17 protein-coding genes are annotated in these 20,227 nt (G+C 65.3%); 9 read left to right on the top strand and 8 right to left on the bottom strand.

The window, feature by feature from the left end:
• The first annotated feature begins 324 nt into the window (after positions 1-324).
• The gene (locus H8S23_RS13530; RefSeq protein WP_186888886.1) at positions 325-1,269 is read left to right on the top strand and encodes an L-lactate dehydrogenase; all 945 of its coding nucleotides are present in this window, start codon (positions 325-327) and stop codon (positions 1,267-1,269) included.
• A 482-nt stretch (positions 1,270-1,751) separates the two neighbouring features.
• Here H8S23_RS13530 and gpr read toward each other — a convergent pair whose 3' ends face one another.
• Positions 1,752-2,558: a GPR endopeptidase gene (gpr, locus tag H8S23_RS13525; protein WP_186888885.1), complete on the bottom strand. Its 807-nt coding sequence runs from the start codon at positions 2,556-2,558 to the stop codon at positions 1,752-1,754.
• A 187-nt stretch (positions 2,559-2,745) separates the two neighbouring features.
• On the opposite strand from gpr, the gene rpsT reads away from it, so the two are divergent.
• The gene (rpsT, locus tag H8S23_RS13520) at positions 2,746-3,000 is read left to right on the top strand and encodes a 30S ribosomal protein S20 (RefSeq protein ID WP_186888884.1); all 255 of its coding nucleotides are present in this window, start codon (positions 2,746-2,748) and stop codon (positions 2,998-3,000) included.
• A gap of 137 nt (positions 3,001-3,137) precedes the next feature.
• Here the strand turns inward: rpsT and spoVAE are convergent, their stop codons facing one another.
• The 3 genes from spoVAE to spoVAC form a co-directional block, all read right to left on the bottom strand.
• The gene (gene spoVAE, locus H8S23_RS13515; RefSeq protein WP_186888883.1) at positions 3,138-3,494 is read right to left on the bottom strand and encodes a stage V sporulation protein AE; all 357 of its coding nucleotides are present in this window, start codon (positions 3,492-3,494) and stop codon (positions 3,138-3,140) included.
• A 178-nt stretch (positions 3,495-3,672) separates the two neighbouring features.
• Entirely contained in the window at positions 3,673-4,680 is a 1,008-nt protein-coding gene (locus H8S23_RS13510; protein WP_186888910.1) for a stage V sporulation protein AD, read from the bottom strand.
• A gap of 10 nt (positions 4,681-4,690) precedes the next feature.
• Entirely contained in the window at positions 4,691-5,143 is a 453-nt protein-coding gene (spoVAC, locus tag H8S23_RS13505) for a stage V sporulation protein AC (protein WP_186888882.1), read from the bottom strand.
• A 273-nt stretch (positions 5,144-5,416) separates the two neighbouring features.
• On the opposite strand from spoVAC, the gene H8S23_RS13500 reads away from it, so the two are divergent.
• The 5 genes from H8S23_RS13500 (at position 5,417) to H8S23_RS13480 (ending at position 12,999) form a co-directional block, all read left to right on the top strand.
• Entirely contained in the window at positions 5,417-6,697 is a 1,281-nt protein-coding gene (locus H8S23_RS13500; protein WP_186888881.1) for an adenylosuccinate synthase, read from the top strand.
• A 445-nt stretch (positions 6,698-7,142) separates the two neighbouring features.
• Positions 7,143-7,811 carry a helix-turn-helix domain-containing protein gene (locus H8S23_RS13495; RefSeq protein WP_243166021.1) on the top strand — a complete coding sequence of 223 codons (669 nt, stop codon included), beginning with the start codon at positions 7,143-7,145 and terminating at the stop codon, positions 7,809-7,811.
• Positions 7,812-8,313: 502 nt separating this feature from the next.
• Positions 8,314-8,904, top strand: coding sequence for an MBL fold metallo-hydrolase (locus H8S23_RS13490; RefSeq protein WP_186888880.1), 591 nt, complete (start codon positions 8,314-8,316; stop codon positions 8,902-8,904).
• Between the two features lie 340 nt (positions 8,905-9,244).
• The gene (locus H8S23_RS13485; RefSeq protein ID WP_186888879.1) at positions 9,245-11,206 is read left to right on the top strand and encodes a DUF1266 domain-containing protein; all 1,962 of its coding nucleotides are present in this window, start codon (positions 9,245-9,247) and stop codon (positions 11,204-11,206) included.
• Positions 11,203-12,999: a B12-binding domain-containing radical SAM protein gene (locus H8S23_RS13480; protein WP_186888878.1), complete on the top strand. Its 1,797-nt coding sequence runs from the start codon at positions 11,203-11,205 to the stop codon at positions 12,997-12,999. Before H8S23_RS13485 ends, H8S23_RS13480 begins: the two co-directional genes overlap by 4 nt.
• A 32-nt stretch (positions 13,000-13,031) precedes the next feature.
• Here H8S23_RS13480 and H8S23_RS13475 read toward each other — a convergent pair whose 3' ends face one another.
• From H8S23_RS13475 to H8S23_RS13460, 4 genes are all read right to left on the bottom strand, one after another.
• On the bottom strand, positions 13,032-13,712 hold the full coding sequence (locus tag H8S23_RS13475; RefSeq protein WP_186888877.1) for a flavodoxin family protein: 681 nt from the start codon (positions 13,710-13,712) through the stop codon (positions 13,032-13,034).
• Positions 13,709-14,179, bottom strand: a complete 471-nt coding sequence (locus H8S23_RS13470; protein ID WP_186888876.1) for a flavodoxin family protein — start codon at positions 14,177-14,179, stop codon at positions 13,709-13,711. Before H8S23_RS13470 ends, H8S23_RS13475 begins: the two co-directional genes overlap by 4 nt.
• A 187-nt stretch (positions 14,180-14,366) precedes the next feature.
• On the bottom strand, positions 14,367-15,227 hold the full coding sequence (locus H8S23_RS13465) for a MerR family transcriptional regulator (protein ID WP_186888875.1): 861 nt from the start codon (positions 15,225-15,227) through the stop codon (positions 14,367-14,369).
• A gap of 96 nt (positions 15,228-15,323) precedes the next feature.
• Positions 15,324-16,193 (bottom strand): DMT family transporter, encoded by an 870-nt coding sequence (locus H8S23_RS13460; RefSeq protein ID WP_186888874.1) that lies wholly within the window; start codon positions 16,191-16,193, stop codon positions 15,324-15,326.
• Positions 16,194-16,419: 226 nt separating this feature from the next.
• Here H8S23_RS13460 and H8S23_RS13455 point away from each other — a divergent pair, with 226 nt between their 5' ends.
• Positions 16,420-17,697, top strand: a complete 1,278-nt coding sequence (locus tag H8S23_RS13455) for a DUF1015 domain-containing protein (protein WP_186888873.1) — start codon at positions 16,420-16,422, stop codon at positions 17,695-17,697.
• Between the two features lie 360 nt (positions 17,698-18,057).
• A complete protein-coding gene (locus H8S23_RS13450) occupies positions 18,058-19,884 on the top strand; it encodes a flavocytochrome c (RefSeq protein WP_186888872.1) in 1,827 nt (608 codons plus the stop codon).
• Positions 19,885-20,227 lie beyond the last annotated feature (343 nt).

Below are 20,227 nucleotides of genomic sequence, written 5' to 3'. Positions count from 1 at the left end.
CCGCGGCGGGCTTTCGGCCGCACTGCCGGCCGCAGGCGGCGTTCCGACCAGCAGGAAATGGGACGCCCGCCGGCTTTTCGGCAGTGCGGGGAGCGCCAGAGTAAAAAACTGCCGCTTTGCGTTTTCTGTTTCTTTCCATCCGTGGGCATACATGGTAAAATCAGGGTGGGAGAACGGCCGCTGCCGCCGGCCGTTGCCCCCGTTTCACATACTGCCCTTATTTGCGGACAGACTAAGGCTGTCGCGGGCCGCCCCGCCCGCTCAACTCCCCCTCCCCTGCCGGGGCCGCGCAGGGGCAGGGACCATTTTCAGGAGGTCTGTCAAATGATCAATACCAGAAAAGCCGCCGTCATCGGCTGCGGCTTCGTCGGCGCTTCCATCGCGTTCAGCCTCATGCAGCGGGGGCTGTTCTCCGAGATCGTGCTGCTGGACGTAGACCGCGACAAGGCGGAGGGGGAAGCCATGGACCTGAGCCACGGCCTGCCCTACACCGCGGCCATCAGCATCTACGCCGGGGACTACGACGACGTGGCCGACTGCGCCCTGATCGTCGTCACTGCCGGCGCCAACCAGAAACCGGGCGAGACGCGGCTGGACCTGATCGGCAAAAACGTCTCTATCCTGCGCAGCATCGTGCCCGAGCTCAGCCGCCGCGGCTGCGAGGGCATCCTGATGATCGTCTCCAACCCCGTGGACATCCTCACTTACGCCGCCTGGAAGCTGTCCGGCTTCCCTGCCCACCGGGTGATCGGCTCGGGCACCGTGCTGGACACCGCCCGCCTGAAATATCTGCTGGGCGAGCATCTGCAGGTGGACAGCCGCAGCGTGCACGCCTTTGTCATCGGCGAGCACGGGGACAGCGAGCTGGCGGTCTGGAGCGGGGCCAACATTTCCGGCATCCCGCTCACCCATTTCTGTGAACTGAGGGGCTATTTTGATCACCAGGCCTCGATGCAGAAAATTTACGAGGACGTGCGGGACAGCGCCTATGAGATCATCCAGCGCAAGGGCGCGACCTACTACGGCATTGCCATGGCGGTGGCCCGCATCGCCGAGAGCATCCTGCGGGACGAGCACGCGGTGATGCCCATCTCGGTGCTGCTGGCAGGCGAATACGGCCTGCGGGACCTCTGCCTGAGCGTACCCACCATCGTGGGCAAAAACGGGGCCCAGAAAGTGCTGGAGATCCCCCTCAGCGATGAGGAGGCCGCCGCGCTGCACGCTTCGGCCGCCCAGCTCGGCGAGGTGATCGCAGGGCTGAAACTGTAAAGGGCGGGCGGCCGTCAAGGCAGGCCGCTTTTTGCCCGCGGGCGCCCCTTGCGCGCGGGCGCGGGCGGCTCTGTTCGGCAGCCCCATCTTTTTTCCGCCGGCCGTGCGCCGCTTGCGCAGGCGCAGCCGGGCCGACAGGTCTCTCTCCGTCCGGCACGCGCGGGGCCGCGAGGGTGCGAGGGGACGAGGCCCGGCACCCGGGCCGGCGGATTCCGCCCTGCGCAAAGCTGCCCCATCGCGAGGCGGGGCGGTTTTTTCCCCGCGCCGCCGGGCACAGCGCGAAAAAGCCGCCGATTTTTTCAGGGCGGACAGAACAAAACAACGGCGCGGACGCCGGCTTTCCAAGGCCGCGTCCGCGCCGCTCTATTTAAAAAACGCCGCTCTGCCCGGGCAGAACCCGCAATACCCGGGGCATCCGGACGGGGAGAAAGCGGATCTCCCCGCCGCCTTTCAAAAGGCCGGCGTTCCGGGCGCCCGCCGCTTTACGAGGTCAAAAAATTCAGCTCTCCCACGCTGAGGTCCTGCTGCAGCGCCTTATTGATCGCAAGGCTCAGCACGCCTGCCGCCCGGGAGATGATGTAGTCGATCTCCTTGGGGGTGACCACCAGCCGGTGGCGGCTGTGGCAGAGGTCGCCCGCGTCCATTACCGTGGGCACCCCCATGCAGACGGTGGGCACGCCCAGCAGCGCCGTATCGATGCGTTTGCGCTCTTCCCCGCCCGGGCACAGGCCTGTGTCGGTGATCTGCACGGTGCAGCCCAGATGTTCCGGCGAGGAGGTGAACAGGCTGTCGATGCAGAGCACCGCCGCCGGGCGGACGGCGCTCACCACGCTCTTCACCGTTTCGCCGGCCGAGAGCCCGGTCTTGCCCTCAATGCCCGGGCAGAAAGCGGAGACGCCGCGCAGGTGCAGGATGTCCCGCTCGTCCCGCTCGATGGGGATATGCCGCGTGACCAGGATGCGCCCGCACACCGCCGGCCCCAGCGCGTCCGCGGTGATGTGATCGTTGCCCAGACCGACCACCAGGATATCCCCCGTGGGCGGCAGGTAATTTTTGATCTCATGGGCCAGGGCGCCGATGTAGTGCTCGTTGCGGTCGTCGATATAGGCAAAGCTGGGCATGTCGATGGTGGAATAACGTCCTCTGCGGCGGGCCAGCCCGTCCTGCGTGACGTGGACGCGGGTGATGGTCACGTCGGCCACATATTTGGTCTCAAACCGCACGCCGGGGGGCACGGTGCCTTTGCGCCCCGCCCAGACCTCGGCCGCAATGTCGGTATAGATCGCCATATTCACATCTTCCTCTCGCAGAAAAGCCGCCCGCAGCGCCGCCCCCGGCCGGAAAAGGGCAAAAAACGGCGCCCCTGCGGCCCTTTTCCGCATTTTATTTTGATTTTTTTTAAAAAGCCCTTGTATTGCACCTGAAAAGTATGATAATATAAAGAGCACTGTTATGGTTAATAAAGGAGGTGGTATTATGCCAAACATTAAATCCCAGAAAGACCGTGTGCGTCAGGCCGCCAAAGAGGCCTCCCACAACAAGGCCATCAAGACCAACCTGAAAACAGTTGTCAAGAAGGCAGAGGCCGCCGTCTCCTCTGGCGCCGCCGACGCTGACAAGGCTGTCGTCGCCGCCGTTGCCGCCATCGACAAGGCCGCGGGCAAGGGCGTTCTGCACAAGAACACTGCCGCCCGCCGCGTTTCCCGTGTCATGCGCGCAAAGAAAGCGTAAGCAAACCCAGCAGAAAGGCTGCCGCGACCGCGGCGGCCTTTCTTTTTTTATCCTCTGCCGGGGCCGGCCCGCGCGGCGGGCGCATCTCCATCCCCCTCTGCCCGGCGGGCCGATCCGGCCGCCCGCCGCGCCGGCCCTCAGCTCTGGTCCTTGCTTTTGGACAGCAGCGAGGCGATGACGCCGCAGACCAGGCTGGCCGCAATGCCCCCGGCTGCGGCTGAAAAACCGCCGGTGAGCGCGCCCAGCAGGCCGTGGCGTTCCACGGCGTCCACCACGCCCTGCGCCAGCAGATGCCCAAAGCCCAGCAGCGGCACGGTGGCGCCCGCGCCCGCAAACTCGGCCAGCGGCATATACCAGCCCAGGGCCGACAGCACGACGCCCGCCACCACGTACAGCACCAAAATGCGCGCCGGGGTCATCGCGGTGAGATCGATCAACAGCTGGCCGATAACGCACAGCGCGCCGCCGACCAGAAATGCCCAGAGAAAATGCATGATTCAGGTTCCGCCTTTCCTTTAAAACCTGCGTTCACAGCCTGCGGGCGGCGCCGGGGCGGTGTTTTCCCTTACCGGAGCATCCTCTGCCGGCCGCCGGGCCGGCAGGGGATGTTTTCCGTCCGGCGGAAAAGCGTCCCTCTCCATCCGGCATCCCCCCGCGGTGAACACGGTCGTTTTATTTTCCGCTTCCCAGCAGCACCAGATGGGCGATGCCGGGAATGCTCTCTTTCTGCATGAAGGTGGTGGGGCTCATCAGCGCGCCGGTAGCGATAAACAGCACCTCGCGCAGCTTGCCGCTTTTGAGCTGGGGCAGGATATGGCTGCAGAGCACCGAGGCGCTGCAGCCCACCCCGGAGCCGCCCGCGTCCACCTGCTGCTGTTCCCTGTCGTAGAGCAGCAGGCCGCAGTCGGAGTGGTTGGTGAGCTTGACGCCCTCTTTTTCACAGATCTCCTCCAGCAGGGTGCTGCCCACAGCGCCCAGGTCGCCGGTGAAGATGCGGTCGAACTCCTCCGGCTGGCGGCCGCTGTCCTTTAAAAAGGTGAGCAGGGTGTGGGCCGCGGCCGGGGCCATGGCGGCCCCCATGTTGTTGATGTCCTTGATGCCGTAATCGATCACCCGGCCAAAGGTGACCGCCTTGACATAGGGGGGCCCGCCCACGCTGCCCAGCACCACCCCGCCGGAGGCGGTCGCCGTCCACTGGCTGGTGGGAGTGCGTTTGCCGCCGTACTCCAGCGGGAAACGGTACTGCCGCTCGGCCGCACAGAAGTGGCTGGAGGCCAGGGCCATGGTGCGCTGGGCAAGGCCGCCGGCGATAAAGGCCGCCGCCAGGCCCAGCCCCTCCGCCATGGTGGCGCAGGCGTTGTACAGGCCCACAAAGGGCACCGGCAGGTCGCGCATCGTATAGTTGCTGGCCGTGCACTGGTTTTCCAGGTCTCCGGCAAACAGGCAGTCCAGCTCTTTGGGGGTGACGCCGCTCTTTTTCAGCGCTGTCTCCGCGCAGATGGCCTGCATGCGGCTTTCCGACTGCTCCCAGGTCTTTTCCCCAAAGGTGGTGTCGGTGTCCAGCACGTCAAAACCGTCGGCCAAAGGCCCCTCCGATTCCTTTTTGCCGCCCACCGCCGCATATCCCAGCACCGATGGGGGCGTTCTAAAAAACAGCGTATCGCCTTTTTTGTTCTGCATCTGCATCCCGTCAACCTCCCATAAGGGGGCGGATGAAGTAATAGATCACGCCCCAGATCACGCTTGCCATCATGCCCCAGACGATGACCGGCCCGGCGATGACGAACATCTTTGCGCCCACGCCGGTGACCAGGCCCTCGACCCGGAACTCGATGGCGGGCGAGACGACGGCGTTGGCAAAGCCGGTGATCGGCACCAGCGTGCCCGCCCCCGCCTTGGTGGCCAGCTTGTGGTACCAGCCCAGCGCCGTCAGCACCGCCGACAGCGCCACCAGCGTGGCGCTGGTCAGGGCCGCCGCGTCGGTCAGCGCAAAGCCCCATCTGCCGTACAGGGTGCGCAGCACCTCGCCCAGCAGGCAGATGGCCCCGCCCACGAAAAAGGCCCACAGGCAGTCGGGCAGCAGCTTTGATTTTGGGCTGGCCTGCTTGTTCATCTGATCGTATTCCTGTTTGGAGAGCTTCATAAAGTTTCGGATCCCCCCGTAAAGTTTTACTTGCGCGCCGGGGCCGCGCCGCGCCGCGCTTTAAAACCAGTATTTCCCCTGCGTGGGAAAATTATGTCCCCGGGCGGGTTTTCCCGGGAAATTTTGTTCAAAATACGGCGCGGACGGTTTGCAATCAGGGTGGGGTCTGGTATAATAGGACGTGTTCGTGCGGGCGCGGGGCGCCCGCGCTCATTCCGGCCGCCGGGCGGGTGCGTCCGGCCGCTTTCAAGAACTATAGGGGGAAAACGAATTATGCCGTCAAAGGTTGTTGTAGGCGTCCAGTGGGGCGACGAGGGCAAAGGCAAGATCATCGATATCCTGGCACAGGAGGCGCAGGTCGTCGTCCGCGCGCAGGGCGGCAATAACGCCGGCCACACCGTCGAACAGGGCAGCGAGGTCTACAAGCTGCGCACCGTGCCCTCGGGCATCCTTTATCCCGACACGCTGTGCCTGGTGGGCAGCGGCGTGGTGGTCAACCCGGGCAGCCTGCTGGCCGAAATGGATGGGCTGGAGGCGCGCGGCGTGAGCTGCAAAAATCTGAAGATCGACCCGCGCGCCCATGTCATCATGCCCTGGCACCCGCTGATCGACGGCCTGGCTGAAGATGCGCGGGACGCAGAGCACCGCATCGGCACCACCCGCAACGGCATCGGCCCCTGCTATATGGACAAGGCCGAGCGCAGCGGCATCCGCATGTGGGATCTGGTACACGAAGAGGTCTTCCGCAAAAAAGCGCGGTTTGCAGGCGAGGAGAAAAACCGCCTGATCACCCGGCTGTACGGCGCCGAGCCGATGGACCTGGACAAGATCATCGACGAGTACGTCGCCTACGGCAAACGGCTGGCCGACCATGTGGAGGACGTCTCTCTGCTGGTCTACAACAGCTATAACGAGGGCAAAAAGATCCTTTTCGAGGGCGCGCAGGGCACCCTGCTGGACCTGGACATGGGCACCTATCCGTTTGTCACCAGCAGCCACCCGGTGGCGGGCGGCTTTGCCATCGGCGCCGGCGTGGGCCCGCGGATGATCGACGAGGTCATCGGCGTGGCAAAGGCCTATACCACCCGCGTGGGCGAGGGGCCCTTTCCCACCGAGCTGTTCGACGACGTGGGCCAGCTGATCCGGGACAAAGGCCACGAGTACGGCACCGTCACCGGCCGGCCGCGCCGCACCGGCTGGTTTGACGCCGTGATCCTGCGCTATGCGGTGCGGGTAAACGGGTTGACCCAGCTGGCCGTCAACAAGCTGGATACGCTGGCGGGGGTGGGCGATCTGAAAGTCTGCACCGCCTACCGCCTGCCCGACGGCACTCTGCTGCGCGAGTACCCCGAGTGCCTGGAGGTGCTGGCCGACTGCGAGCCCGTCTACGAAACCATCCCCGGCTTTACCGAGGACATCTCCGGCTGCAGGAACTTTGACGAGCTGCCCGCAAGCTGCAGGAGCTATATCGCCGAACTGGAGCGTCTGTGCGGCTGCCGCATCACCATGGTCGGCGTGGGGCCGGGACGGGACCAGAATCTGGTCCGGGAATAAAAAGCGCCCGGCGCGCCCCGGGGACCGGCGTCCCCAGGCGGGCGCTGCAGGGAAACAGATGCAGAAATAAAAAAAGAGACGCCCCGCCGCGTGCGGGGTCGTCTCTTTTTTTCTGCCGTGCTTTTTGTCTCTATTTGCTTTATTGGCCTTTCTGCGGGAGAAAGGCCTCCGCGACCTTTCCGGCGATCTTCTCTGCGTCAAAACCGTCGCTGGCCCCGCGAAGATGCGCTTCATCTTTTCCACACAACAAATAAGTATTTTTTATGCAGTTTTGAAATATGCCCCAATTCGATTATGTGTTCCCACCAATGAGCGGCGGATAACAGTGTGGATATCCTCGTTGCCTTGTGAAAACAGAGAAATATTGTATGATGTAAAAGGATTTTAACTGTGGAGTATAGAAGATGTAAAATATATCTGATAGACCAAAGGTTTCTTTGGCGGTATGATTTCAATAGAAAAGGTGGTGCGGTTAATGGATATTGGTCCTAAAATTAAAAATGCACGACTTGATGCAAACCTGACACAAGAGCAGGTTGCAGAAGCCCTTGGTGTGAGCCGGCAGACAATATCAAACTGGGAAAACGAAAAAACCTACCCGGACATTATAAGCGTGGTGAAAATGAGTGACTTATACCACATCAGCCTTGACCACTTGCTAAAGGAGGAAAAGATTATGCTGAATTACTTAGACTATCTGGAAGAAAGCACAAACACAGTTAAGAGCAATGACCGTAAAGCAAAAATCACATTCATTTCCGTCTACCTTGCAATCTGGGCTTTTGCAATCATTGTATTTTGGTTCTTCACAAGCGGTTCTGACGCAATGGGATATAGCTTGATGTTCTTATGGGTATTGCTCCCGGTTTCGACTTTCACTTTCTCTTTGATGATTGGAAGAAATAACTACTGGGGCAATCAAAAATGGGTATCGTCCATTGTCTTTGGTATCATGTATATGTTGGCAGAGTACGCAACCTTCAACGCGGCTAACATGACGGCGTTCAATAAGTTCAATATGCCTCGATTTGGAATGCTTGCAGGTGGTGCAGTTATGTCTGCCGCAGGAATCGCAATCGGTCGTGCTGTAAGGCGAATGAAGCATAGCAGATAAATCGGAAGCAGCAATTCCTTACCCTCAGTGTATAAGGGGCAATACGCTGAGGGTAAGGGAACACAAAAGGGAATTGGGAGTAAAATATTGCATCGCCCTGGCAGGAACCCAAAAACAAAAAAGCAGGATCAGAAAACCCGCACATATCCCGCCGCGGCGCGGCAAAGAACTGCCCGGGCCTGACAAAGCCCTCCGCGGGACAGCACTTTTCTGCGGACGGGACCCGCGCGGGGCCGGGTGGGCCGGTCCCCGCCGCCCTTCCCGCTCCGCCGCGCCGGGCCGCGGACTCCCCCGCCCCGCCCGGCCGGGTCCTGCGGGCGCTTCTCTCAGCGTGCCGCCGGGCCCGGTCCGCCTCCGGGAACTGTTCCGGGCCGGCCCTGCGGGCAGGTAGCTCAGCGCTTTTCGCCTTTCTTTTGTTTTTCCGTTGCCATTTTTTCCGCAGCGGCGTTATAATGAAAAAAAGTGCGGCCCACATTTTGTTTTTTCAGAGAGGAGCGCGACCATGGCGGAACTTTATTATCAGGGACACGGCAGTTTTCGCATCACGGCTGCGGACGGCGTCACCATTTACGTCGATCCGTTTGCGGGCGGCGGCTATGACCGGCCCGCCGACCTGATCCTGGTCACCCACGACCACCACGACCACAACCGGGTGGATCTGGTGCCGCAGCGGCAGGGCTGCGAGGTGATCACTTTCCAGCAGGCGCTTGCCGGGGGCGTCTATCACAGCTTTGACAGCCACGGCGTGCAGGTGCAGGCGGTCAGGGCCGCCAACGCCAACCACGACCCCGCCTGCTGCGTGGGCTTTCTGCTCACGGTGGACGGCCGGACCGTCTATGCCGCCGGGGACACCTCCACCACCGAGGAGATGAGGGACCTTGCGGCCCGCCATCTGGACTGGGCGCTGCTGCCCATCGACGGGGTCTACAACATGGACCCGGAAGAGGCCTCGCAGGCGGCCCGGCTGATCGGCGCCGCGCGCACGGTGCCGATCCACATGAAGCCCGGTGCCCTGTTCGACGAGGCGATGGCGGCGCGCTTCTGCGCGCCCGGCAAGACCGTGCTGCGCCCGGGCGAGACGGCTGTCCTGTAAGGCGGACGGGGGACGCTTCGCGGCGGCAAGCCGTACTGTGGCGGCGGGGCGCTCCGCCCCTTTTCTCACTGCCGGGACGATCTGCGTGGTATGCCCCTGCGGCATACCGCTTTTTTTCGTTTTGTGCTATCATAAGGGCGGAACACGGTGCAGTCCCGCAGCGCCCGCTGCAAAAAGGCGCGCTGCGGGCCGGAGCCGGCGCGTTTCCTGCCGGCGCTTTGCGGGCCGGACGCGGCGCTCTCGCAGCGCGGCGGCTGTGCGGCGCAGGCGCGGCGATCCGCTGCGGCGTCCCACGGCAAAAAACAGCGGGCCCGCACCCGCCCAAAAAGGAGGTTTCGCCATGACCAGGCGCTTATTTTCCGGCGCGCTTTGCGCGCTGCTGCTGTTTGCGGCCCTGACCTGCGCCCTGCCTGCCGCCGCCGCGGAGGGCCCTCTGACCGAGGACGCGCTCTCGTCGATGGAGGCTGCCGCCAGCGCCGATCCCCTTGCGGCGGACTTTCAGGCGCTCTGGTCCGGCCTTTTCTCCATGGCACAGCTCGCATCCGGCGACGGCTGGCGCGGGCAGCACCCGCAGGAGGCAGCCGCCTTTGACGCGCTGGCCGCCCGGGCGGACCTGCTCTGCCTTTCGGCTGAGGACGCCATCAGCGCCCGCTACGAGGCCAGCTACGACGTATCAACCTATCTGGACGGTCCCGCCCTCTGGCTGGCGCGCAGCCTCTGGCAGCTGGCCCGGCTGGACGGGGCGGCGGCGAACAACAGCGCCTATAAAGACCACATGGGCCGCGCGGGCTTTTTGTATCAGGGCTGCGTGACACAGTACGGGTCGGCCAACCTGGCGCTGGTGCCGCAGGTGGAACTGGACTTTGACTTTCTGCTCGCCTATTGCGCCTATTCGGGCCAGGTGGACGGAAACGGCCGCGGCCTGATCAACGAGATGCTGGGCTGGGAGTGGGAGGCGGAGGCGCGCCCCTTTACGGACTTTTACGAGGCCCATGCCGCGGAGATCGACGAGCTGCTGGCCGACACCGGCGCTTCGGCCGCAGGGCATCCGGACCGGGGCCGGTACTGGGTGGACGGCAACCCCCGGGAGAGCGGGGAGATCGTCTTTGACGACGGGCCCCCCTATGTGGCCCTGGAGCAGTATCTGCGCTTTTTCGGCGGCGAAGAGCGGACCAATTACAGCGTCCCCGCCGCCGCGCGCGCCGTCTGCTGGCTGCTGTGCGGCGACGAGATCAAAGCGAGCGAAAAAGAGCTCCTTTTGAACGGCGAGAAGATGGAACTCTCGGCCCCGCCTTTCCTGGAAGGCGGCCTGCTCTATGTGACCCTTTACGACGCGGACTATCTGGCTTTCGCACTGGCCGACCAGCAGACCCCGGAGGGCGAAAAAGCCCCAAAAGACGGCGGGCCGGGCGGCGGGGAGGTCTATGTGCTGCGCCCCTATCTCGGCCAGCAGCCCCCCACGGAGCAGCAGCTGCTCTTTCTCGAGGGCATCGGGGCCGGCATCAACCTGCAGAACCTGATCGCCCGTGGGGCCGGGCTCTCCCCCGCCGACGCGCCGGCGCTCTGTGAGGAACAGCTCAGCGGCTGGGCGGGGCTCGCCCGCGGCACGGCCAACAGCCTGTACGCGCAGTCCATCCTGGAGCAGAGCTGGAACGTGCGGAGCCCTGAGGAAGTTTACAGCAACTATGAATGGCTGCTGTCGGAGGGGCATCGGGGCAAATTCCGCTCTGCGGCCCAGGAGGACGGCGTTCCCGGCTGGTTTCTCTTGAAATGGGGGAGCGCGCTGGACCAGAACAGCTTTTTGGCCTGGGATCTTGCCCGGGCGGTACAGCTGTGCCAGTGGGGCTGCTGCGCGGGATATCTGGCCCCGCAGCAGGCGGTCGCGATGGCTTTCGAGGCAGCCCGGCAGCTGCAGGCCGCGTTTCCCTCCTGGCAGGCCTTTGCCGACGATTATCTGATGGGGTACGACGCCTTTTTGGCCCAGGATGCGGACAAAGACGATTTCTACGGCCTGCGCCGCCCCATTCTGGAAGCCCTCTATGCGGACGGCGCTTACCGCGGCGTGGGGTGGGAGCTGGAATTGCCCGCCGCGCAGGACGGCCCGGCGGCGCCACCCGCCCTCTCCGCGCCCGGCGCACCGGCCCTCCCGCCGCGGGCGGACCTGATGCGCAGCGCAGCGCTGGCCGGGCTGGGGCTGCTGCTGGCGACCCTGGCCGCCGGCGCCGGCGCTTTGATCTGGGTGCTGCTGCGCAATGAAAAACGCCGTGCGGCCGCTGCGCGGCGCCCGGGAGGGCCGTCATGAAAACCATTCTCTGTCAGGTGAACAGCCAGTACATCCACTCCGCCCTGGCCCCCTGGTGCCTTGCCGCCGCCGCGTGGGAGCGGTGCGCCGACCCCGGCGAACTGCAGGTCGTGGACGCCAACATCAATCAACCCGTCCGCCAGACTGCCGCCCGCCTGGCGGAGGGGAGACCCGGACTGGTGGCCCTGAGCTGCTATATCTGGAACGCCGCTTACCTGCAGGCGCTTTTCCCCCTGCTGCGCGCGCTGCTGCCCGACGCCGTGATCGCGGTAGGCGGGCCGGAGGCCAGCTTTGACACCGCGGCCTTTCTCGAGGCCAACCCCGCCGTCGACTGTGTGCTGACCGGCGAGGGGGAGACTGCCTTTCCCCTCTTTCTCGACGCGCTGGCCTCCGGCGCTTCCTGGGCCGGGGTGCCTGGGCTGGTCTGCCGCAGAGGGGGGCAGATCACAAGCAGCCCGCCGCCCCCGCCCGCGGTGCAGCTTCCCGACCCCTATACCCCCGCGTACTTCGCCGCGCTGGCCGGGCGCATCGCCTATGTGGAGACCAGCCGTGGCTGCCCTTTTACCTGCGCGTTCTGCCTTTCTGGACGGGAGGACCGGCTGCGGCAGTTCCCGCTGCCGGAGATGGAGCGCCGCCTGCTCAAGCTGTCCGCCTCAGGCAGCAAAACGATCAAATTTGTGGACCGGACTTTTAATGCCGATGAGAAGCGCGCGATGGAGATCTGGCGGTTTCTCGTCCGGCAGCGGCTGGACGGGGCCATCCCCGCCGGGGTGTGTTTCCACTTTGAGGTGGGGGCCGACCTGTTCAGCGACGCCTGCCTTGCCTTTTTAAAAACCGCGCCGCCGGGTTTGTTCCAGTTTGAAGCCGGCCTGCAGAGCTTTAACCCCGAAACGCTGGGAGCCGTGCAGCGCAGGACCGATCTCTCGCGCCTGTGCGCCAACCTGCTCTCGATCCGGGCGGGCGGCAACATCCACCTGCACGTGGACCTGATCGCCGGGCTGCCCTATGAGGACGCCGCTTCCTTTGCCGCCAGCTTTGACCGCGCCTTTGCGCTGCGGCCCCATCAGCTGCAGCTGGGCTTTTTGAAGCTGCTGCGCGGCAGCGCGCTGCGGGCGCGGGCCACACAGCTGGGGCTACAGTACGACCCGGCGCCACCCTACGAGGTGCGCGCCACCCGCTGGCTGCAGCCCGCGTCGTTCCACCGCATCAAAACGGCCGAGCGGGCGCTGGGCTGGCTTTACAACAGCGGCCGGTACCCCCGCGCCCTGGCCGAGCTGCTGGGCCTCTGGCAGGGCGGCGCCTTTGCCTTTTTCGCCGCTTTCGGCGGCTTTGCCGCAGCCCGGGGCGCGGGGGAGCACCCGGCGCAGGACGCGGTGGCGGAGCTGCTGTTCCAGTTTGGGGGCGGCCTTGCGGGCATGGCCCCCCAGCGCCTGCGGGACCTGCTCTGCCTGGACCTGCTCTCCGGCCGCCGCGGCGGCCGCCTACCCGGCTTTCTGCGGGCCGAGGACCCCGATCACGGCCGCATCGCGCCGCTGCTGCGCTCCGGCGCGGCGGATCACGGGGCGCTGCCGGTGGACCGGCCGGGAGAAAAATTCCACGCCGGGCAGCTGGGCTTCTGCATCCTTTACAGCGGGGCGGGCTGCTGCAGCGGCGGCCGGGCGCTTGCCGTGGCCGATTATACCCGCCGCGACCCGGTGACCGGGCGCTATGCGCTGACGACGCTGCCGGTGGAGGAATTTTTTGCCGCAGCCGGACACGCGCCGCCCCGGGCCGCGGAGAAAAACGGACGTTGAAAAAGGAGGTGGGCGCGCGGCGCCCACCTCCCTCACTTTTTCGCCTGCCCGCCGCTGTCCGGCGGCGCGTCCCCCAGCCAGGGGCGGGCGCGGCGCCGGCGGAAAGCGCGGTTTTGCAGCAACATCCAATACCACATCACGCGGCCGATCCGCAGCCGGTAGAGCAGTTCCATCCCCATCGCCTGCCTTTTTGTAAGCCGGTAAGGGGTGCCCAGGGCTTTTACGGTCTGCGGGTCAAAGCCGCCGGTCTCTGCAAAGGCCGCGCCCAGCCGCTCCAGCAGCTGAAAAAGAGCCGCATTGCCCTTTTCCCCCATCATCGCCGTGCCCGCCGCGTTGCCCCGCACTGCGCAGCCGAGATTTTCCGCCCCCAGGCGGCGCCCCTGCGCCTCCAGCAGCCGCACTGCATAGCGGGACTGGGCCGCCTCCACAAAGCCGGACTGCACCACAAACCCCATCCGTGCGCCCGGCTGCGCAAAGGGGCGCATCCGCCCCAACAGCTCCTGCACCGGCCCCGGCACCGCGTGGACATAAAGGGGCGTAAAAAGCAGCACCAGGCTGCAGGTCTGCAGCTCCTGCGCCAGCTGTTCCGCATCCTCCTGCGCTGCATAGCGCACCGGCAGCTCGCGGCCCAGGCCTTTCAGAAAACGGCGAATGAAGATCTCGGTATTCCCCGCCCGTCCCCTGGGCGAACCGTTCACGATCACCTCTTTCATCCCTGCGGCCCCCCTTTGCCTATCGGCTCCAGCCGCAGCAGCGGCGCGCCGAACTGATAAAACACCCGCTCCAGATACTCGCAGAACAGCTGCCGGTCCTCCTGCCGCTCAAACGCGTCCTCATATCGGACCTCCACCCCGGGCAGCCGCGCATAGCGGGGCGCATGCATGGATTCTCCCGTTTGGTAGGAGATATAGGGCAGCGCCAGCGGGATCATGCGGTCGAACAGGTTTTTCAGATCGCCGCTGACAAACCCGCAGCGGGGCCGCGGCAGGAACACCGCCCGCTCTGCGTTCACAAAGGACCGATAAAAATCGTCCAAGTCCCGCTGGGCGCAGCGGCCCGGCGTGCGCACCCAGCACGCCCAGCAGCCGGTACAGGGACGGATCTTTCGCCTTTTCAGGTCCAGCACCGCGTCCCCTGCGGGCAGCGGGCAGTCCAGCTCGGTGATCCAGATCGTTTTCATCTTCACCGCCTCCCTTCCCCGTCAGTATACAGGTGGTTGCGGCAACCAGGTCAAGCTTTTTTATCCCCCATTTCCGCTGCCGCGCGCGGCGGCGGAAAGCGGGTCTGCAAAAACGGCCCGTCTTTAAGACCCGGGCCATAAAAACAGCGCCCCGGCGCCCTCTTTGCCGCACTGCTCCCCCGCCCTCTCACTCCAGTGGGATAAAGGTCTCGCAATACCCCCGCCCCTGCGGCCCTGAGGGCATCAGCAGCCGCGGCTGGATATACACGACCCCTTTCATTTTCAGGCCCTGCCCGTGGCGCTCCCGCCACGCTTGGGTGCGGCGGAACATCCGTTCCATGATGCCGAGATCCCCCTCCGACGTCTCCACCACCGTGTAAAGGCAGCGGCCGCTGTGCAGGTATTCCCCGTCCGGTTCCCGCTTTTCGGCGCGCTCTACCACGCAGATGCAGGAGTTGAGATACCCTCTGTGCTCGTCCACCTCCACCACCCGGAACATCCGCGAGAGCAGCGCCTCTTCTCCCGGCCGCAGCCGCGCAGTCAGATGTTCGCCATACTCCTCAAAGCTGGTAAAGGCGGGCAGCCTGTCCACCACCCGGTAAAGCGGGAGATCCTCCCGCACCCGGAACTGTCCCAGCTCCCGTGGCAGCGCTTCGAGCAGGGCGCGGTCCTTTTCCACCAGGGCCAGCAGGCGCTCCTGCTCGGCGATCTGCCGCCGCAGGTCGTCGGCTTTTTCCGCGTATTGCCGCCCGGCGGCGGCCGGATCGGCATTGAGCAGGCCCTGCAGCTCAGAGGCCGAAAACCCCCGCCTGCGGTAGAGGTCGATGGCCAGCAGTTTTTCCACCTCCGAGAGGGAGAACGCCCGGTAGCCGTTCTCCTCGCTCTGCCGCGGGCGGATCAGCCCCAGCTTTTCATAATAGCGCAGCATCTCCCGCGTGAACCCCAGAGCGCGATAGACCAGCGCGGGGGCAAAGCTGTCTTCCAGCCGCTCGTTGTCCCTGCGGTCCACCTCGTAAAAGCTCTTTTGCCGTTCCTCTTCCCAGTCCACGGTCTCCACCTCCCGGCGCTTTTCCTCTATTGTAGCACAGGGCCGGGGCGCGGCAAAAGGCCGCTGCCGGTGCGGCAAAGCCAGCGCTGTGTTTTTCTATCCCGCGCCGCCCTGCCCGCGCGCGCCCGGCCGGCCGTTCATGACGTTGTACCCGATCACCCCCGCCAGCACGATCACCGCCCCCACCAGTGCAAACCGTCCCGGGCGCTCGCCGCACAGCAGCGCCACCAGCGTGGGGTTGAGGATGGGCTCGACCGCGCAGATCAGGTTGGCGGTGACCGCGGGGGTGACGGCGAGCCCCTGGGACAGCAGCAGGAAGCCCAGCCCGATCTGGAACACCCCCATCAGGGCCGCCGCGGCCAGGGCGGCGGGCGGAAAACTGCGCTCCCCCAGCAGAAACGGTGCGCCCAGGGCCGCCCCCATCAGCTGGGCCAGCAAAAAAGAGGACATGCTGTCCGCCCCGGGCAGCAGATTGACCAGAAAGACCCCGGCATAGGTCAGCCCGCTGGCAAGCCCGAGAAAATTGCCCAGCAGGCTGTCGGCGGTGAGCGAGTCGAAAAAGAAAAACAAAATACCGCAGAACACAAAAAAACAGGCGGTCAGATCCAGCCTGCGCGGCCGCTTGCCAAAGCCCAGCCAGAGCAGCAGCACCACAAAGATGGGGGAGGTGTACTGCAGCAGGATGGCGTTTGCCGCGGTGGTGAGCTTGGTGGAAAAGACATAGAGGATATTGGTCAGGCAGAGCGCCAGCGCGCCGGTGAGCACCGCCCCGTTGAGCCGGAAGCGGTGCCCCGTGCCCGCAAACCAGAGACCCATCACCAGCGCGCCCACCGCCCCGCGGGCGCCGTTGATGGCCAGGGGGGACCAGGGGATGAGCTTGACGCACACCCCGCTGATGCTGAACATCAGTGCCGCCGCCAGCACTTTTTTTCTGCCGTCCTCCGCCTGCGCCGCTTCCCGCCTCATACCGCCTGCCCCTTTCGCCGCCGTTTGCCGCGTTTTCTTGCAAAACCGCGCTTTCGGCCTTATAATTTAAGGATATTAGGCCGCTGCAAAAACTAGAAGAGAAGCCCTTTTCCCGGCAAAAGGACGCCCCCGCTTTTGCCGCGTCCCGCCCGCCGGGCAGGGGGACTTCCGGCCCCGCCCCTGCGGAAGAGCAGCCGCCGCAAACCGTAAAAAAGAGAGGAACATCATGAAAAAGCACCGCATCGTCGAGCCCGCAGAGATCCTGCTGCCCCGCGCGGACACAGACCTGGAAAAGTGGGCCTGTCTCGCCTGCGATCAGTTCACCTCCCAGCCGGAATACTGGCAGCAGGCGGAGGCCCTGGCCGGAGACAGTCCCAGCTGCCTGGACCTGGTCCTGCCGGAGGTCTATCTCGACCAGCCGGGGGTCGAAGCCCGCATCGAAAACATCCACCGCGCCATGCGGGACGCGCTGGCCCACACCCTCACCCGGCGGGTGCAGGGGTTCGTTTACGTGCGCCGCACCACCGGCAGCGGCGTGCGGGAGGGCCTGGTCGCCGCCGTCGATCTGGAACAATACAGCTATACAAAGGGCGCGCAGCCCCTGATCCGCCCCACCGAGAACACGGTGGAAAGCCGCATCCCGCCCCGCCTGGCCGTGCGCCGGGGGGCGGCGCTGGAAACGCCCCACATCCTGATGCTGGTGGACGACCCCCAAAACACGCTGCTCGGCCCGCTGGCCGCGGCGCGGGAGAAGCTGCCGCTGCTCTATGACACCCCGCTGATGCTGGGCGGGGGACGCATCGAGGGCCGCGCGGTCACCGACCCCGTCCTGGTCGAAAGCGTCGTCGCCGCCGCCGAGGCCTTTGCCGTCCGGCCCGGCCCGGGCGGACGCAGCCCCATCGCCATTGCGGTGGGCGACGGCAACCATTCGCTGGCGACCGCCAAGGCCTGGTGGGAAGAGGTCAAGGCCGGCCTCTCCCCCGCCCAGGCGGAGGGGCATCCCGCCCGCTACTGTCTGGTAGAGCTGGAAAACATCCACGACCCCGCCATCCTGGTGGAGCCCATCCACCGGGTGGTGTTCGGGGTGCCGGAGGATGCGTTCACTGACGCGATGCAGCGCTTTTTTGCGGCCCGCGGCGCGGCGCTCACCCGCCCCGGCAGCGCCGGGGACGCGTGCCAGCGCTTTACGCTGGTGACGGCGGACGGCGACCGGCACTATGCCGTCCAAAACCCCGCCTGGCCTCTTTGCGTGGGCAGCCTGGAAGCGTTTTTGTCCGACTATCTCCCCGCCCATCCCGCGGCGCGGGTGGATTATATCCACGGCGAAGCGGCCGTGCGCGGGCTGGCGGGCCGCGGGGCGCTGGGGCTGCTGCTGCCGCCGTTTGAAAAGGAAGACCTCTTCCGCGGCGTCTACCTCGGCGGCGTGCTGCCGAAAAAGACTTTCAGCATGGGCCACGCGGAGGAAAAGCGCTACTATCTCGAGTGCCGCCGCATCACGCCCTGAACCGGCCGCGGGACCGGCGCAGAGGGGCGCCGGGCGCGCCTTTCTGTTTTTTTCCTCCCCGCCGCTTAAAAATGGGGGGTCTCCATCAGCGGGCGGCCCGTTGCCGCCTCCTTTTCCGCGCAGGATCTTTCGTCTTTTGAGCGGGGGCCCTGCGCCCGCCGCCCGCTTTCTCTCTGCCGCAGCGCTGGGCCCCTCCCTTTTTTGACGGGCAAAAGAGAGCCGGGGGGCCGTTTTTTGTGTCTTTTTCCGAAAACGCAGGCTGTTAAAAGATCGTCAACGTTTTGTAGTTGAATTAGGCCTCCGTTTCCCTTACAATGGAAACCGCATTCTTTCACATTTTTTACACAAGAGGAGAAAAGCATGAAGAACCAGAAACTCATTGCGATCGTTCTCGTCGTCCTGCTGCTGGCCGTCAGCCTGGCAAGCTGCTTTGCCAGCGCGGACGGCAGCGCGGCCTCCGGCGCTTCGTCCTCCGCGCCCGCGCCCACCGCCGCGCCCGCAGAGGACCAGAGCGCCGATATCGTCGTGATCGGCGCGGGCGGCGCCGGCATGACCGCCGCCATCCAGGCGGTACAGGACGGCGCCACCAACGTGGTGATCGTCGAAAAGATGCCGCAGACCGGCGGCAACACCACCCGTTCCACCGGCGGCCTCAACGCCTGCGAGACCTCTTACCAGGCAGCTGAGGGCATTGAGGACAGCGTCGGGCTGTTTGTCGAGGACACGATGAAAGGCGGCAAGGAGCTGAACGACCGGCAGCTGGTCACCGTCATGGCCGAGAACTCCGCCGGCGCGGTGGACTGGGTCAACGAGATCGGCGGGGACCTGTCGGTGGTCGGCCAATTCGCCGGCGCGTCGGTGATGCGCATCCACCGGCCCAGCGACACCTCCGCCGTGGGGCCGATGCTGGTCAAGGCCCTGAACGCCAAGGTGGAAGCGCTGGGGATCCCCGTGCTGCTGAACACCCGGGCCGACGAGATCCTGGTGGATGAAAAGGGCGCCGTCTCCGGCGTGAAGGTCACCGGCCCCTCCGGCGCGTACACCATCGGCTGCAGGGCCGTGGTGCTGGCCACCGGCGGCTTTGGCGCCAACAACGAAATGGTGGCCGAGTACAAGCCGGAGCTGGCGGGCTTTGGCACCACCAACCAGGCCGGGGCCACCGGCGACGGCATCGCCATGGCAAAGGCCGCGGGCGCCGACTTTGTGGATATGGACCAGATCCAAACCCATCCCACCGTCAACCCGGACACCCAGACCATGTACACCGAGGGCGTGCGCGGCAACGGCGCCATCCTGGTGAACAAAGAGGGCAAGCGCTTTGTGAGCGAGATGGAGACCCGCGACGTGGTGTCGGCCGCCATCCTGGAGCAGACCGACGGCGTGTGCTATATGGTCTTTGACCAAGCGGTGCGCGACAGCCTGAAAGCGATCGAAAGCTACATTTCCGCCGGTATCGTCTTTGAGAGCGACACCGTCGAGGGCCTTGCCGAACAGATCGGCGTGGACCCGGCCGCCCTGCGGGAGACCATGGACGTTTATGCGGGCTATGCGCAGGCGGGCGTGGACGGCGAATTCGGCCGTATCGACACCTCGATGGGTTCCGATCTGACCACCCCCGGCTTTTACGCCTGTCTGTGCGCCCCGGCGGTGCATCACACCATGGGCGGCGTCAGGATCAACGCCTCCTGCGAGGTGATCGGCGCTGCCGGCAGCGTCCTGCCCGGCCTGTTTGCGGCCGGCGAGGTCACGGGCGGCGTACACGGCGCCAACCGGCTGGGCGGCAACGCGGTCACGGATATCGTGGTTTTCGGCCGCATCGCCGGTTCCTCCGCTGAGCGTTATCTGCTGGCAAACGGCGGCAACACCGCGCTGACCATCCAGGTGGAGAAAGAGGAAACGGCCGTGCCCGAGGTGGAGGGCGGCTACAAGGACGGCGTCTACACCGGCAGCGGCAGCGGCAACGGAGGCGCGCTCACCGTCACGGTCACTGTGGAGGGCGGCAACATCGTCTCGGTGAAGCTGGCCGACCACGCGGAAACCGACGGCATCTGGCAGAACGCCGAAAAGGGCGTGGGCAACGAGATCATCCGCGGCCAAAAGGCGGAGGTGGACGCGGTCGCCGGCGCGACCAACACCTCCAACGGCATCATTGAAGCTGTGAAAGACGCGCTGAAAGACGCGAAGTAAGCCCGGCATCCAAAAGCGGGAGGTCAGGGGGCCCGGGGTCTTAAAGACCCCGGGCCCTTGGCGTATCCGCACTGCGGCGCGCTTTTCCGGGCCGCGGGAAAAGGGCGCTCCGGCGCGCCGGCAGAGCCGCCCGCCCGCAAAGCGTGCGCCCACGCCGCTGTCCCGGCGGCGTCGGCATCAGCTGAGGGCTTCGACGGGGGCCGCGTTGCGCCCCAGGGGGCGCGGGGCAGTTTTGGAATGCCGTGCGCCGGGACCTCCGCGGCCCGCCGCAGTGCCTCCGTTTTGCCGTCGGGCCAGTCCGGGCGGCGGAGCCGGCTCGTACCCGCTCTTTACCGGCTCGAAA

This window comes from Anaerofilum hominis, from assembly GCF_014287275.1.
GTDB classification, from domain to species: domain Bacteria; phylum Bacillota; class Clostridia; order Oscillospirales; family Ruminococcaceae; genus Pygmaiobacter; species Pygmaiobacter hominis.
Note: the sequence above shows the minus strand (reverse complement) of the source record. Positions and strands in the feature narration are given on the sequence as shown.

Coding starts and splice junctions, on each gene's coding strand:
- gpr (WP_186888885.1), bottom strand. CDS start 2,558: ATGGCGATCTATACCGACATTGCGGCCGAGGTCTGGGCGGGGCGCAAA.
- H8S23_RS13480 (WP_186888878.1), top strand. CDS start 11,203: ATGAAAACCATTCTCTGTCAGGTGAACAGCCAGTACATCCACTCCGCC.
- H8S23_RS13495 (WP_243166021.1), top strand. CDS start 7,143: ATGATTTCAATAGAAAAGGTGGTGCGGTTAATGGATATTGGTCCTAAA.
- H8S23_RS13510 (WP_186888910.1), bottom strand. CDS start 4,680: ATGCAGAACAAAAAAGGCGATACGCTGTTTTTTAGAACGCCCCCATCG.
- H8S23_RS13490 (WP_186888880.1), top strand. CDS start 8,314: ATGGCGGAACTTTATTATCAGGGACACGGCAGTTTTCGCATCACGGCT.
- H8S23_RS13455 (WP_186888873.1), top strand. CDS start 16,420: ATGAAAAAGCACCGCATCGTCGAGCCCGCAGAGATCCTGCTGCCCCGC.
- H8S23_RS13530 (WP_186888886.1), top strand. CDS start 325: ATGATCAATACCAGAAAAGCCGCCGTCATCGGCTGCGGCTTCGTCGGC.
- H8S23_RS13470 (WP_186888876.1), bottom strand. CDS start 14,179: ATGAAAACGATCTGGATCACCGAGCTGGACTGCCCGCTGCCCGCAGGG.
- spoVAC (WP_186888882.1), bottom strand. CDS start 5,143: ATGAAGCTCTCCAAACAGGAATACGATCAGATGAACAAGCAGGCCAGC.
- H8S23_RS13475 (WP_186888877.1), bottom strand. CDS start 13,712: ATGAAAGAGGTGATCGTGAACGGTTCGCCCAGGGGACGGGCGGGGAAT.
- H8S23_RS13460 (WP_186888874.1), bottom strand. CDS start 16,193: ATGAGGCGGGAAGCGGCGCAGGCGGAGGACGGCAGAAAAAAAGTGCTG.
- H8S23_RS13500 (WP_186888881.1), top strand. CDS start 5,417: ATGCCGTCAAAGGTTGTTGTAGGCGTCCAGTGGGGCGACGAGGGCAAA.
- spoVAE (WP_186888883.1), bottom strand. CDS start 3,494: ATGCATTTTCTCTGGGCATTTCTGGTCGGCGGCGCGCTGTGCGTTATC.
- H8S23_RS13450 (WP_186888872.1), top strand. CDS start 18,058: ATGAAGAACCAGAAACTCATTGCGATCGTTCTCGTCGTCCTGCTGCTG.
- H8S23_RS13485 (WP_186888879.1), top strand. CDS start 9,245: ATGACCAGGCGCTTATTTTCCGGCGCGCTTTGCGCGCTGCTGCTGTTT.
- rpsT (WP_186888884.1), top strand. CDS start 2,746: ATGCCAAACATTAAATCCCAGAAAGACCGTGTGCGTCAGGCCGCCAAA.